At 50.5% G+C, this 13831-nt stretch carries 12 protein-coding genes; 1 reads left to right on the top strand and 11 read right to left on the bottom strand.

Annotation, left to right across the window (positions count from 1 at the left end; translation table 11 throughout):
• Positions 1-16: 16 nt before the first annotated feature.
• The 11 genes from smc to IEW26_RS16110 all read right to left on the bottom strand — a co-directional run bounded on the left by smc (position 17) and on the right by IEW26_RS16110 (position 11761).
• Positions 17-3586, bottom strand: coding sequence for a chromosome segregation protein SMC (smc, locus tag IEW26_RS16160; protein ID WP_188593109.1), 3570 nt, complete (start codon positions 3584-3586; stop codon positions 17-19).
• A 188-nt stretch (positions 3587-3774) separates the two neighbouring features.
• Positions 3775-4473 (bottom strand): ribonuclease III, encoded by a 699-nt coding sequence (gene rnc, locus IEW26_RS16155; protein WP_110893220.1) that lies wholly within the window; start codon positions 4471-4473, stop codon positions 3775-3777.
• A gap of 13 nt (positions 4474-4486) precedes the next feature.
• A complete protein-coding gene (fabF, locus tag IEW26_RS16150; protein ID WP_188593108.1) occupies positions 4487-5725 on the bottom strand; it encodes a beta-ketoacyl-ACP synthase II in 1239 nt (412 codons plus the stop codon).
• A 175-nt stretch (positions 5726-5900) separates the two neighbouring features.
• A complete protein-coding gene (acpP, locus tag IEW26_RS16145; RefSeq protein WP_024630176.1) occupies positions 5901-6134 on the bottom strand; it encodes an acyl carrier protein in 234 nt (77 codons plus the stop codon).
• Positions 6135-6285: 151 nt separating this feature from the next.
• Positions 6286-7035 (bottom strand): 3-oxoacyl-[acyl-carrier-protein] reductase, encoded by a 750-nt coding sequence (gene fabG / locus IEW26_RS16140; protein ID WP_145402801.1) that lies wholly within the window; start codon positions 7033-7035, stop codon positions 6286-6288.
• Positions 7036-7074: 39 nt separating this feature from the next.
• Positions 7075-8007 (bottom strand): ACP S-malonyltransferase, encoded by a 933-nt coding sequence (gene fabD, locus IEW26_RS16135; RefSeq protein ID WP_188593107.1) that lies wholly within the window; start codon positions 8005-8007, stop codon positions 7075-7077.
• Between the two features lie 25 nt (positions 8008-8032).
• Positions 8033-9022: a beta-ketoacyl-ACP synthase III gene (locus IEW26_RS16130; RefSeq protein ID WP_111270071.1), complete on the bottom strand. Its 990-nt coding sequence runs from the start codon at positions 9020-9022 to the stop codon at positions 8033-8035.
• 8 nt (positions 9023-9030) lie between these two features.
• Entirely contained in the window at positions 9031-10026 is a 996-nt protein-coding gene (gene plsX / locus IEW26_RS16125; protein WP_145402803.1) for a phosphate acyltransferase PlsX, read from the bottom strand.
• A complete protein-coding gene (fapR, locus tag IEW26_RS16120; RefSeq protein WP_145402804.1) occupies positions 10023-10640 on the bottom strand; it encodes a transcription factor FapR in 618 nt (205 codons plus the stop codon). Before fapR ends, plsX begins: the two co-directional genes overlap by 4 nt.
• A 375-nt stretch (positions 10641-11015) precedes the next feature.
• Complete coding sequence (rpmF, locus tag IEW26_RS16115) at positions 11016-11189, bottom strand: 50S ribosomal protein L32 (protein ID WP_090923906.1); 174 nt, start codon at positions 11187-11189, stop codon at positions 11016-11018.
• Positions 11190-11254: 65 nt separating this feature from the next.
• Positions 11255-11761 (bottom strand): YceD family protein, encoded by a 507-nt coding sequence (locus IEW26_RS16110; protein ID WP_111269974.1) that lies wholly within the window; start codon positions 11759-11761, stop codon positions 11255-11257.
• 620 nt (positions 11762-12381) lie between these two features.
• Between IEW26_RS16110 and IEW26_RS16105 the strand changes: the two genes are divergently transcribed.
• Positions 12382-13626 (top strand): nucleotidyltransferase, encoded by a 1245-nt coding sequence (locus IEW26_RS16105; RefSeq protein WP_188593106.1) that lies wholly within the window; start codon positions 12382-12384, stop codon positions 13624-13626.
• The last annotated feature ends 205 nt before the right edge of the window (positions 13627-13831 follow it).

Below are 13831 nucleotides of genomic sequence, written 5' to 3'. Positions count from 1 at the left end.
AGTTTCACCAGCCGAATCAGGCGATTTCAGCTTCCTCATCCTCCAGTTTAACCGAAACCAGCTTGGAGACTCCGCCTTCCTCCATTGTAACTCCATAGAGGACATCTGCTTCTTCCATCGTACCCTTGCGGTGGGTTACAACGATGAACTGTGTTTGTTCGGAGAATTCACGCAAGTATTGAGCAAAACGGACAACGTTCGCTTCATCCAGCGCAGCCTCGACTTCATCCAGTACACAAAAAGGTACGGGCTTCACATGCAAAATGGCAAACAGCAGTGCCATAGCCGTTAAGGCCCGCTCTCCACCGGACAACAGCTGCAGATTTTGCAGCTTCTTGCCTGGCGGCTGGGCTACGATATCTATTCCCGTTTCCAGCAGCCGTTCCGGGTCCATCAGCACAAGGTCAGCACGCCCTCCGCCAAACAGCTTCGTAAATACGGTGCCGAACTCACGGCGAATCGCATCAAACGTAAACTTGAAGCGCTTGGCCATCTCGTCTTCCATTTCACGAATAACCTGATACAACGTCGTTTTGGCTTCGACCAGATCATTTTTTTGCTCATTCAGAAATTCATAGCGCTCATTGACCCGCTCGAACTCTTCAATGGCCCCCAGATTCACCTCGCCAAGAGCGGATATGGCACGTTTCAGCTTCTGTACCTCGGCCTGCGTGCTTTCCACATCCTCGGGAACCGGATAACGCTCTTTGGCAAGCTCGTAACCGAGCTCGTATTCATCGGTCAGCTTGCGCAGAATGTTTTCAAGCTCTACGTCGAGGCGGTTCACCGAAATTTCGGTCTGGCGCATCTGTTCTTCCACGGCTTTGAGCTGTGTGCGCTGCTCCTTTGTCTCACTCTCCGCCAGCTCAAGCTTCTTCGACAATTCACTCCGTGCTGCTCGTTTGAAATCCAGCTCCTGAGAGGCATTTGCCTTTTTCAGCTTGTATTCGTTCAGATCTTCAATCTGCTTCACACTTTCGCTCTGCGTTTTCTTGAAGTCCGCTTCCATCGAAGCCAGAAGTGTACGATTCTGCCGCAGATCCTTGACGAGTGATTCCACCTCACGCTCCAGTCTGCGCAGCTGTTCCTCATTGGAGAAGCGCTCCTGATCGAGCTTGCCTTCACGAACCTTCAGTTCAGTTAACTGGCTCTGCAGCTCTTCTTTGGCTGATTCATTCGCTTTCCGGGCAAACTCTGCCGCATGAATCGCACGATGCGTAGCCTTTTCCTCTTCCTCCAGCTGCTCCAGCTTTTTCTCCGCTTCAATTCTGGACTGATCGAGCTCCTTGATCTCTTCCGTAAACCCGCTCTTCTCCTGCCCTGCTGCAGCAACCTGCTCCAGTACATGACGCAGTTCATGCTCAATCTGCTTCATCTCCATGGAGGCCTGCTGTTCTGCATTCCGGGTATCATCACCAGACTGACGGAGCTGATCCAGCTGGTCCTGACACTGCTCTAACTGTGCTTTGACATCGTCTACACTCCGGTGCAGCTTCACAATCTGCTGCTCGGTGTCCAGAATATCCTGATCCAGCTGGTCCAGCTGCCGCTTGCGGCTGAGCAAGCTTCCGTTTTTCTTATGCTGACTGCCTCCAGTCATGGAACCACCAGCATTAACGACATCGCCCTCCAGCGTCACCACACGGAAACGATATTGGCAGCGCGCTGCGATTTTATTCGCAAACTCCAGCGTTTCTGCAATAATAACATTGCCAAGCACGCTGCCAATAATCGAAGCATATCGGTCCTCATATTGCACAAGCTCGGCACCGATGCCAACAAATCCATCCATTCCCTCAACCATGGAGCGTTCACCTGCACCGATGGCACGAGGACGAATTACGTCCAGAGGCAGAAAGGTCGCACGTCCCAACTGACGCTGCTTCAGAAAGGCGATGGCCTGTCTGGATACCGCTTCATTTTCCATAACGATATGCTGCAGGGCAGCCCCCATGGCCGTCTCTACGGCAAGCTCAACCTTCTCGGGCACTTTGACAAGCTCAGCCACCGCGCCATGTACACCATTCAGTACACCTTTACGTGAAGCCTTGAGCACTTCCTTGACCCCAAGCATAAATCCGTCAAAATCATCCTGCATCTCTTTCATCGTATCCCGGCGGGACACCTGGGCCTCACGCTTTTGCTCCCATTTACGCACCGTGCTGCGGCTTTCCTCAAGCAGCTTCTGCAGCGACTGCAGCCGCTCGCTTTCCGAAATGTAATTCCCGCGCAGCTCGCTGATTTCCTTGCCTAACTGAACTACTTTCTTCTGGACCTCAGCTTTACGGCCTTCCAGTGATTCCTTCTGTTCTTCCCATTTGCCGGATTCCTCTGATGCACGGTTCATTCTGCGCTCCAGCGTTTCTTTCTGCTGGTCCACGTAACGGATTTCATTGCGCGCCTGTGCCATCTGATTCATAAGCTCCAGCAGGTTTCCTTTCAGACTCTCCTCCTGCTGCTGACTGATGCCACCCGTTACGCCCACCAATTTGGCTTCTTCTTCGGATAACCGGTTTTTCACATCAGCCAGTTCAAGCTCAAGCTTGCCAAATTTCTCACGCAATGCAAGCAGCTCGGCTTCCCGTTCACGATGTTTCTCTTCACTTACCGTCAACGTTTCCTTCAACTGCTCCTGATTCGCCTGTAGATGACGTGCACGTTCCCGAAGCACCTCTCCCAGTCCTTCGCTCTTCTCTGTTGCCTCGCTGAACTGCAGCAGGGCCGCTTGAAGCTCCTCGGTCTCGGTTTCCAGCTTGCGGAGTGCATTGCGATCATTTTCAAGCTTCGCATCATGGGTAGACACAATGGCAGCCAAGCCAACTTCCTCCTGTTTAAGGGACGCGAGTCGTTCACTTGCTTTGCTCCATGAAGCATGAATCTGTTCAATCTGGTACACGTACATCGAAATTTCTTTCGATTTCAGCTCTGCACGCAGCTGTTTATAATGCACTGCCTTTTCGCACTGCTCCTTCAGCGGCCCAATCTGGTCCTCCAGCTCGGTTACGAGATCGTGGATACGGAGCAGATTTTGTTCCGTCTCATCCAGTTTGCGCGTAGCATCCCGTTTGCGTGATTTATATTTAACGATTCCAGAAGCCTCTTCAAAAATCCCCCGGCGATCCTCAGAGCGAGTGCTCAAAATCTCCTCAATTCGTCCTTGTCCAATGATGGAATAAGCCTCTTTACCGATACCGGTATCCATAAAGAGTTCGGTAATATCTTTCAGGCGGCAGGATTGTTTGTTAATAAAATATTCACTATCCCCGCTGCGATGCACACGCCGGGTCACGGTCACTTCTCCAAAATCAAGAGCTAACGCATGATCCTCATTGTCCAGTGTAAGCGAAACCTCACCATAATTTACGGCCTTTCGTGCATCACTGCCTGCAAAAATAACATCTTCCATTTTGCCCCCACGCAGTGACTTGGCACTTTGCTCACCAAGCACCCAGCGGATGCCATCGGAGATATTACTTTTTCCGCTTCCGTTCGGGCCTACAACAGCTGTAATGCCACGAACGAACTCCATTTCCGTTTTGTCGGCAAATGACTTGAATCCACCCAACTCTATTCGTTTCAGAAACATAGGGCTTCTCGTCACCTCCTCTTGCAAATTTCAAAATCATGCATTCAGCGCGATTAAAGATCCGAAAATACTTCCCGAGCCTCTTTACAAAAAAAAGAGCAAAAAGCAGTCCGGCCAATTACTTCCGCCGGGGCGGACCCGCGGGCTGCTCTTTGCTCTTCGTTTGTCTATGCGCCGCCTGGTACCTTTCAGGCCTCGGGAAGCTTCAAGCGTTCAAGCGCCGCGGATGCTGCTTGTTGTTCCGCTTCTTTCTTGGAACGTCCCGTACCTCGGCCAAGCCGTTCCTGACCCATATGGACCTCCGAGACAAACTCACGTTCATGGGCTGGTCCCCGCTCCTCTACGATCCGGTATTCCAGAGCCCCCATATTGTGATGCTGTGTAAGCTCCTGCAGCTCTGTTTTATAATCGCTCATTTGCAGCTTGCTGCCAACCACGATTAACGGAAACACATGCTGATCCAGAAAAGCCCGCACAGGCTCAAGACCCTGATCAAGATATAATGCACCTATAAATGACTCGAACACATCGGCGAGAAGAGCCGGACGTGTACGTCCCCCGGTTAATTCCTCACCTTTACCAAGAAGTACATATTGTCCAAAACCGAGTGCTTCAGCAAATTTGACGAGGGAAGGTTCACAGACAATGGAAGCCCGCATCTTTGTCAGCTCCCCCTCCGGACGGTTAGGATACAGATGATACAAGTACTCCGATACAGTCAGCTCCAATACAGCATCGCCCAGAAACTCCAGACGTTCATTATCCTGATGTTGACTGAACCGATGTTCGTTTACATAAGAAGCATGGGTAAACGCTTGTTTTAGAAGCTGTCTGTTGTCAAATTTGATTTGAAGTTTTTGTTGTAACTGCTTCAGATCTTCACTCAAACGAACTAGCCCCTTATGCTTCAAATTTTTTGAGAATAATGGTAGCATTGTGACCGCCAAATCCAAATGAATTAGACATCGCCACATTTACTTTAGTTTGACGTGGAACGTTAGGTACATAATCCAGATCGCATTCAGGGTCCTGATCCTCCAGGTTAATCGTTGGAGCCAGTGTCTGATGTGTCAGAGACAATCCGCAGATTACCGCTTCTACACCACCCGCAGCACCAAGCATATGACCTGTCATGGATTTGGTAGAGCTTACAGCAAGCTTGTACGCATGATCGCCAAACGCTTTTTTGATTGCGAGCGTTTCCGAACGATCTCCAACCGGCGTTGACGTTCCGTGTGCATTGATGTAATCCACTTCTTCCGGCTTGATGCCTGCATTGCGAAGTGCCATCGTCATACAACGTGCCGCTCCATCCGGGTCTGGTTCTGTCATGTGATGAGCATCGCCCGTCAGACCATAACCGATAACCTCTCCATAGATACGCGCTCCACGTGCCTGAGCATGCTCCAGTGATTCCAGAATCAGAATACCTGCACCCTCACCCATAACAAATCCATCGCGACCTGTATCAAAAGGACGGCTCGCTTTTGCAGGATCATCATTACGTGTAGACATCGCACGCATAGCACAGAAACCTGCCAATCCCGTAGGTCTGATGGTCGCTTCCGCACCGCCGCAGATCATCGCATCTGCATCCCCGTTGGCAATCAGCTTGAATGAATCGCCGATGGAGTGTGTTCCTGTAGCGCAAGCAGTAACCACGTTAATGTTCGGACCTTTAGCACCTAATGAAATCGACATCTGGCCAGAAGCCATGTTTGAGATCATCATCGGAATAAAGAACGGGCTAACACGTTTAGGACCCTTTTGCAGAAGTGCATTGTGCTGGTCTTCCCATGTTCCCAAGCCGCCAATCCCTGAACCGATGGATACGCCAAAACGCTCTGCATCAATGTTCTCGTTAATTTTCAGACCACTGTCCTCCACCGCCTTGAAGCCGGCAGCTACAGCGAACTGAACGAAACGGTCCATTTTGCGCGCGTCCTTACGATCCATATACTCTTCCGGGTTGAAATCCTTGATCTCGGCTGCAATCTGTGTCGTGTATTCACTAACATCAAATGCCTCAATCTGAGAGATTCCGGACTTGCCTGCCATTAAACTGCCCCAGAACGTTTCCAAATCTTTTCCGAGCGATGTCATTACGCCCATTCCGGTAATTACGACTCTTTGTTTCAACCGACTCACCTCTATATCGACTGCATTACGCAAGTATTTTGTGGGAATAGCCGCAGACGGCTATGCTTGCATCTTTCCTAAGATCAACGAAGCAAAATCGTCTGCGGGATGTGAAAAACCAATGAATGATGAGAAGTCCCGCCTGTTGAACAACAGGAGCGGGACTGAATTGACTTTAGGTATGAGATTGTATGTAGTTTACAACTTCACCTACGGTCGTAATTTTTTCTGCATCTTCATCAGAGATTTCCAAATCGAATTCATCTTCCAATTCCATGACCAATTCCACTACATCCAAAGAATCAGCACCCAAATCTTCTTTGAAAGATGCTTCAAGTGTAACTTCAGCTTCGTCTGCGCCCAAGCGGTCGACGACGATGCGTTTTACACGCTCCAATACATCGGACATCCGGTTCACCTCCTCCTAGGTATTATACGAGAATCGCAGGCAAAATGCCATAGAAGACATATGCGGCTCCCGGCCGGGGAACCCGGCCTTTTTCCGGCATTTCGGATCGTCCAGCGCCTGTTCCCCGACTTTGATTCAAGTCCAGGAATGTTTACATGTACATGCCGCCATCGACATGCAGTGTCTGACCTGTCATATAAGACGAAGCCTCTGACGCAAGGAATGTAACAACACCGGCAATTTCATCCGGCTGTCCCAGACGTGACAACGGAATGCCGCTAAGCATACCATCAACCAGTTCCTGAGACAACTCCTTTGTCATATCGGTTTCGATGAATCCTGGTGCAACGCAGTTTACAGTAATTCCGCGGGAAGCCAGTTCACGTGCAGAGGCTTTGGTTAAACCAATAACACCAGCCTTGGCTGCAACATAGTTTGCTTGTCCGGGATTACCGAGCACGCCCACTACAGAGGAAATGTTAATAATTCTCCCCGAGCGCTGTTTCATCATTGGACGAGTGACTGCCTTCAGGCAGTTAAACACCCCTTTCAGATTCGTTTCGATGACTTGATCGAACTCCTCTTCTTTCATACGCATGATCAGGTTGTCCCGAGTAATTCCAGCGTTATTCACTAGAATATCAACGTTCCCCCACGCATCAAGCGTCGTTTTGACCATCTGTTCCGCCTCATCCATCAGACCTACATTAGCCTGAATGGTAATGGCCTGAACACCTTTGGCCCGAATCTCTTCGGCTACTACTTCAGCGGCAGCCTGACTGCCAGCATAGTTGACAGCTACATTTGCGCCAGCTTCAGCCAGAGCAAGTGCGATGCTGCGACCAATACCACGCGATGCTCCAGTTACCAATGCATTTTTACCTTCTAACGGTTTAGACATAACCATTCCTCCTCTCCCTGAATCTACACAAGTTGACTCTTATTTCAGAGCTGCTGCCGTTGCTTCCAACGTTTCAAGACTGTTTACATTGTATAGTTTTACGGTTTTATCTGTTTTTTTAATCAAACCGGTCAAAACATTGCCTGAACCAATCTCGATAAACGTATCCACACCTTGCTCAATCAGCCATGTCACACTGTCTTCCCATAAAACCGGAGAATAGACCTGTGTCGTCAGCAATTGTTGAAATTGGCCCTCTTCCGCAGGACGAGCCGTAACATTGGCCACCACAGGAACCTGTGCAGGCGAGAACGTAACCGTGCTCAGCTTGTCTGCCAGCTTTTCAGCTGCGCCTTTCATTAATGAAGAGTGGAACGGACCGCTCACTTCAAGTGCGATAGCACGTTTGCCGCCCGCTTCTTTCACCCGTTCCGAAACGGCAGCAACGCCTTCTTTTACACCAGAGATGACAATCTGCCCCGGACAATTGATGTTGGCAAGTTCAACCGCGTGACCACTCCCGGACACATCACGGCAAAGCACCCCCAGCGCTTCCCGATCTGCACCCAGAACAGCAGCCATGGCTCCTTGTCCTCCTGGAACAGCCTCTTCCATATATTGACCACGCGCACGAACAATCTGAACTGCATCCTGGAAGGAAAGAACACCCGCAGCTACGAGTGCGCTGTACTCACCCAGACTGTGTCCTGCTGTATAATCCGGCTCGATTCCTTTCTCTCTGAACGCCTCTAGCAAGGCAATACTTGCTGTGAGCAGAGCAGGCTGTGTATTGGATGTCTGTTTCAGCTCAGTCTCTGGCCCTTCAAAGATCAGGCTGCTCAGCGAGAAGCCTAATGCTTCATCCGCCGTGCGAAAAATCTCTGTGGCAGCAGGCACGGACTCATACGCATCCTTTGCCATTCCTACCGTCTGTGATCCCTGTCCAGGGAATACGAAAGCGATTTTACCCATTTCATTCATCCTCCAGCTGTCTAGTTTACCATACGAGTACGGATGCGCCCCATGTCAAACCGCCGCCGAAACCAACCATCAGAACGGTATCTCCAGCTTTCATGCGTCCTTCTTCAGCAGCTTCAACCAGCGCCAGCGGAATGGATGCGGCCGAAGTATTCGCATATTTGTCCACATTCACAACCACTTTCTCTTCAGGAAGCTCAAGCCGCTGCATTGCGGATTGAATAATGCGGACATTCGCCTGATGCGGTACGAACAAATCAACGTCTGTACGATCCATACCGGCTTTGCGAAGCACCTCGACGGTTGCTGTACCCATTACACGAACCGCAAATTTAAACACTTCACGACCGTTCATGTAGATATAATGCTTTTTATTTTCCACCGTCTCTGCACTTGCTGGCAGACGCGAACCGCCACCTTCGATCTGAAGCAGACTGCCGCCTGCACCTTCGGCACCGAGATCAAATGCTTTGAAACCGCGGCCTTCCGGTACTTCACCGACAACGACAGCGCCAGCTCCATCCCCGAAGAGTACACAAGTGTTGCGGTCTGTATAATCTGTTATACGTGACAAGCAGTCTGCTCCAATGACGAGCGCATTGTTGTACATACCGCTCTGGATAAAGCTTGTCGCTGTTGCGAGGCCATAAACAAAACCGGAGCATGCAGCGGACAGGTCAAATGCAGCCGCTCCTTTTGCCCCAAGTTTATCTTGCAGAATGCAGGCTGTCGAAGGGAAAGAAGAGTCCGGTGTAATTGTTGCAACAATAATCAGATCGAGGTCACTGCCTGTCATGCCTGCGGATTCAAGCGCCTTTAACGCCGCCTCATACGCCAGATCGGATGTCGCTTGATCCGGTGCAGCGATATGACGTTCCTTAATGCCTGTACGGCTGACAATCCATTCGTCATTCGTATCTACCATTTTTTCCAGATCACTATTGGTTAAAATTTTCTCAGGCACATATTTACCTGTACCGATAATCCCTACCGGGCGCAAATTATTCATATCGTCACTCACTTCCCGCTAATTTCCTTAGATATGCTGTCCACCAGCTGATTTTGTACTGCAATCCGTGCCTGACGCACCGCGTTTTTGATGGCATTGCCATCAGCCGAGCCATGGCTTTTTACGACCAGCCCGCTCAAACCAAGCAGCGGGGCACCGCCGTGCTCCGTGTAATCCAGCTTGCTTTTCAAGCCGCGCAGCTCTGGCATCAGCACAGCGGCAGCCAATTTATTTTTAAAGGATGAAGTAAATTTTTCTTTGAGCAATCCGAAGATCGCTCCTGCTGCACCTTCCAGCGACTTCAGCAGAATGTTACCCGCGAATCCATCGCATACCAGCACATCACAAGCTCCCGTAAGCACATCTCGCGCCTCAACATTGCCAACAAAACGAATGGGCAGCTGCTCCAGCAGCGGATACGCGTGCTTGGTCAGCTCGTTGCCCTTGCCCGCCTCTGTTCCAACATTAAGCAAACCCACACGAGGCGACGCAATCCCTTGTACCTTTTGCCGATACAAACTGCCCATCAGCGCATATTGCGCCAAATGTTCCGGTTTGGCATCCATATTCGCGCCTAGGTCAAGTGCAAGCACGCCCACATCATCCATCGTTGGAATCATAGGGGCAAGTGCCGGTCGCTCAATGCCTTCCATACGACCTACAACGAGCAATCCCGCAGTCATTAACGCTCCGGTATTGCCCGCAGAGATCATGGCATCCGCTTCACGTTCTTTGACCATTCGCCCCGCGACGACCATCGAGGAATCCTTCTTGCGTCTCACCGCTCTTACCGGCTCATCCTCTGCTCCGATGACTTCGGAAGCATGCCGAACACTCAAGTTGGCCGGTCTTGCTCCTGACTGACTTAAAAGAGGTTCGAGCTGAGCTTCATCGCCAACCAGGACGATCTGTGTATCCGTCCATTCCGTAGCGGCAGCAACAGCGCCTTCTACGGTTGACGCAGGGGCGTTGTCTCCCCCCATCGCATCAATGACGATCCTCATTCCAAATGCCCTCCTTCTTTGCTGTCTTCTCCATCTGAATGATAAATAACAAAATTGCCCTGGAACACCATTTCTTCTCCAACATAAGTGAACACTTCAACCTTTGCTTTGCCCTTTTGTCCCGGGATTGATTTCACATAGGCTTTGGCAATGCATTTCTCGCCTAAACGAACCGAGCGCACGAAACGTATATCAGCCGAAGCGGTTAGTGCGATCTCGTCATTAATGACGGCTACAGCCAGTGAGTTGGCTTGTGCGAAAACGTAGTGCCCACGTGCAATGCCTGTTCTGGAGAAAACATGCTCTTCCTTGATCTCGAATAGCGAAATGCCGCTCTTATCCAGCTGCAGATCGACGATATCACCAATAATTTCGTGCAGGGGCAAAGAGCGCACCTGATCATACGACCGCTCCGCCATGAGCTTCATACGCTCCCGCAGCTCAGGTATTCCGAGTTCCAGTCTGTCAAGACGGATCGTCTGAATACTTACCTTCAATTGACGTGTAAGCTCCTGATCGGTCACAAACGGATTCTCATCTATCATTTTCGTTAATTGCTGCTGCCTCTGTCTCTTCGGTAATCGCTCGATGCCTGACACCCCCTGCTGTATCATTTCCAGGACCACGCTTTGATCCGTTCAATCTGTAAATCCCGCATCTCTATCTCTATACAATACAATCTCCGATCAACCAGAGCTGTTTCTGACGAAAGTATATGTTTATCTGTATGTAACGTCAAATCTTAGAACCTGGTACTAAACTATAGTATATCTCATCCTGTGTCAAAAAGAAAGGCTGGTCTAACAAAATCCACACCTCTACAGCAAAGTGTTCTTCAGCAATTTCATGTAACATCGAATGGCATGCCGCAATGGGATTTCTGTTCGATTCAAACGATTCCAACAACTCTCCTACCTAATGCACTCCAAGCATGCAAGCATAAAAAAGCAGCACCTCATCAAAATGAAGTGCTGCTCCATGTCCAGCTATTATTGAGAGATGATCTCTCTTGCTTTGTACGTTCCGCACACTTTGCACACGTGGTGAGCAAGCTTCAATTCGCCGCATTGTTCACATTTTACCATGCCCGGTACAGCCAATTTAAAGTGAGTGCGACGTTTGTCGCGACGCGTCTTGGACGTTCTCCGTTGAGGTACTGCCATTATTCCCACCTCCTTATCAAAATCAACCTTTGCAGGTAGTTGTTACGTTCGATTTTCAATCATGCTCATTTAAAAAAATCCTTGAGTCCTGCAAGCCGCGGATCGATAACCTGGTTATCACAACCGCAGTCACCTTCGTTCAGCTCATGGCCACACTTGGGACAAAGCCCCTTGCATGTATCGCTGCAGAGCGGTACAAACGGAAGATCCAGCAGAAAAGCTTCCTCTGCATAACCTTTCAGATCAACGCTATCCTCATCCACATAGAGGGTATCATCATCTTCCGGCAATTGCTCGGGTTGTTTTCCCTGCTTGAATTGCTCATGAAAATCAATATGAAAATGTTCACTAAGCGGCTTCAGACAACGAGAGCACAACATGTCCGCTCCTGCCGTCAATTTGCCGTGAACATCCACAACGTTACCCTCTCTGCTCTCTGCGAACAAATCCGCTGTCAGCGGGGTAACGGCTGTGATATCTTGTCGGTTAGAAACCAGATGTTTGATATCCCACTGTTCGTTAAAATGCAGGGGGCGATCACTGGTTGCCACTTTGCGAAATGGCATTAACATGTTTCATCACTCCAAACGAAACCAATTTCATAAATAGTTGTCCAGACGAATGGCGGCAATATACAGTTCAAGATGATCCTAATATGTGCGTTCATTCCTGACTGTATGTAATCCGGCTTTCACCCGCAGATAGATTATGAAATTGACTTAACAAACAAAAATCATTATACCGATTTCTGAAGAGGTTTGTCAACACTTTTAACTTTACACCCTATTCGAAACCGATATTCCTGACGAACTCGTCACATCTAAACTATTATAGACTTACTGCACCATAACTACAAGTCATGTTTATCACCAGCATCTCCATGGTGGAACTCTCCGCTCCAGCGGCTCATTTCATATTGAATCTGGAAGATCTGTACCTCTTTATGTTTTTGTCTTCTTGTATGATTTGCTCTAAAGCAAGCTCTATTCTATGATGAAAGGGGCAAAGACCCTTGATCGACGGCAGGCTGGTTGTCAGACGGGTCGTATTGTATTCAAACATGTGTGAAAGATTAAGATACGATGATAGGCACATCTAAATATAAATTCAGGATCACCGCGCTATTCAATTAGGTTCCTAAATCCAGAAAAATTGATTTATACACACAATGCATAGAAAGGAGCATCACTGAATGAAAGCTGTAGGCGTTATTGTGGAATATAACCCGCTGCACAACGGACATGTGCACCATCTAAATGAATCACGGCGGCTTAGCGGAGCAGACGCCGTTGTTGCCGTGATGAGCGGCCCTTTTCTCCAGCGCGGCGAACCCGCCATCGTTGGTAAAAGGGCACGCGCAGAGATGGCGCTGCATGCGGGCGCCGATCTGGTGCTTGAGCTGCCGGTTGCCTACGCAGTTCAACCGGCCGAATGGTTTGCCTTTGGTGCGGTGTCGCTGCTGCACCGCACCGGTGTTGTGGACTCGCTCTGCTTTGGCAGCGAGTCCGGCGACATCGACAGCCTGCAGCGCATTGCGCACGTGCTGGCTGTGGAGCCCGCAGGGCTGCGCGAGGATATCGCGCGCCGCCTGCGGGAAGGCGCCAGCTACCCCGCCGCGTACGCAGGCGCCGCGGCAGCGCTGGCGCCCGGCGGCGTCGATGCTGACGACGCCGCGGCACTGCTGGAGCAGCCCAACAATTCGCTTGGGCTGCACTACCTCATCGCGCTGCAGCGGCTTGACAGCGCGATCCAGCCCTTGACGGCGGCACGTACCGGTGCCGCCTATCACCAGGCGACGCCCGGCCCGGGGGCGATCGCCAGTGCAACAGCCGTCCGCCGCCTGCTGCTGGCGGACGGGCCCAACGCCGCCGCGCCGTACGTGCCGGCGGCAAGCCTTGCCATTCTGCAGCGCGAATGGCAGGAGGGGCGCGCTCCCATACACTGGGAGCGCTTTGCGCAGCCGCTGCTGCACATCGCGGCTACCCGCCGTGCCTGCGAGCTGGAACGCATCGCCGAAGTCACGGAGGGGCTGGAGCACCGGCTCCTGCGTGCACTCGCCCAGCTCAAGGAGCCTTCCGTCGAAGCTCTCCTGAATGCGCTCAAAACAAAGCGGTACACACGCACCAAACTGCAGCGCATGCTCACCCACCTGCTCCTGAATCACACCAAGCACGAGTGTTCCCCGGAGCAGTTAGCTGCAGGGCCCGGATACTTGCGTGTCCTTGGCTTCACCTCGACTGGACAGCACCTGCTTAAACAAATGAAAAAAACAGCCTCGCTGCCTGTCGTCGTGAAGCCGTCAACGTTCACACATCATCAGCTCGAGCTGGACATTCAGGCACAGGCCGCTTATGCACTAGCATATGGACAAGCTGATTCACACGGCATATCACGCGCCATGTACAGCGATTACTACGAGTCACCAGTACGAATTTAGAAAACAACAGGAATCAGCATTCATTTTTTCAGACCATGGTCTTTGAGCACATGTTCAGCTATCCAACGTGTAGAATGTACAATATACATTATCAACACGTCTGAAACACCTCAAAAAATCCCTTGCTGTCCACAGCCCGTTCAGGCTGCCACAACAAGGGATTTTTCATTCCATCGTCCTCCATCTGAACCTGATCCCTGTTCTT

This window comes from Paenibacillus silvae (genome assembly GCF_014639235.1).
GTDB classification, from domain to species: domain Bacteria; phylum Bacillota; class Bacilli; order Paenibacillales; family Paenibacillaceae; genus Paenibacillus; species Paenibacillus silvae.
This window is presented reverse-complemented; position numbering and strand designations above follow the sequence as displayed.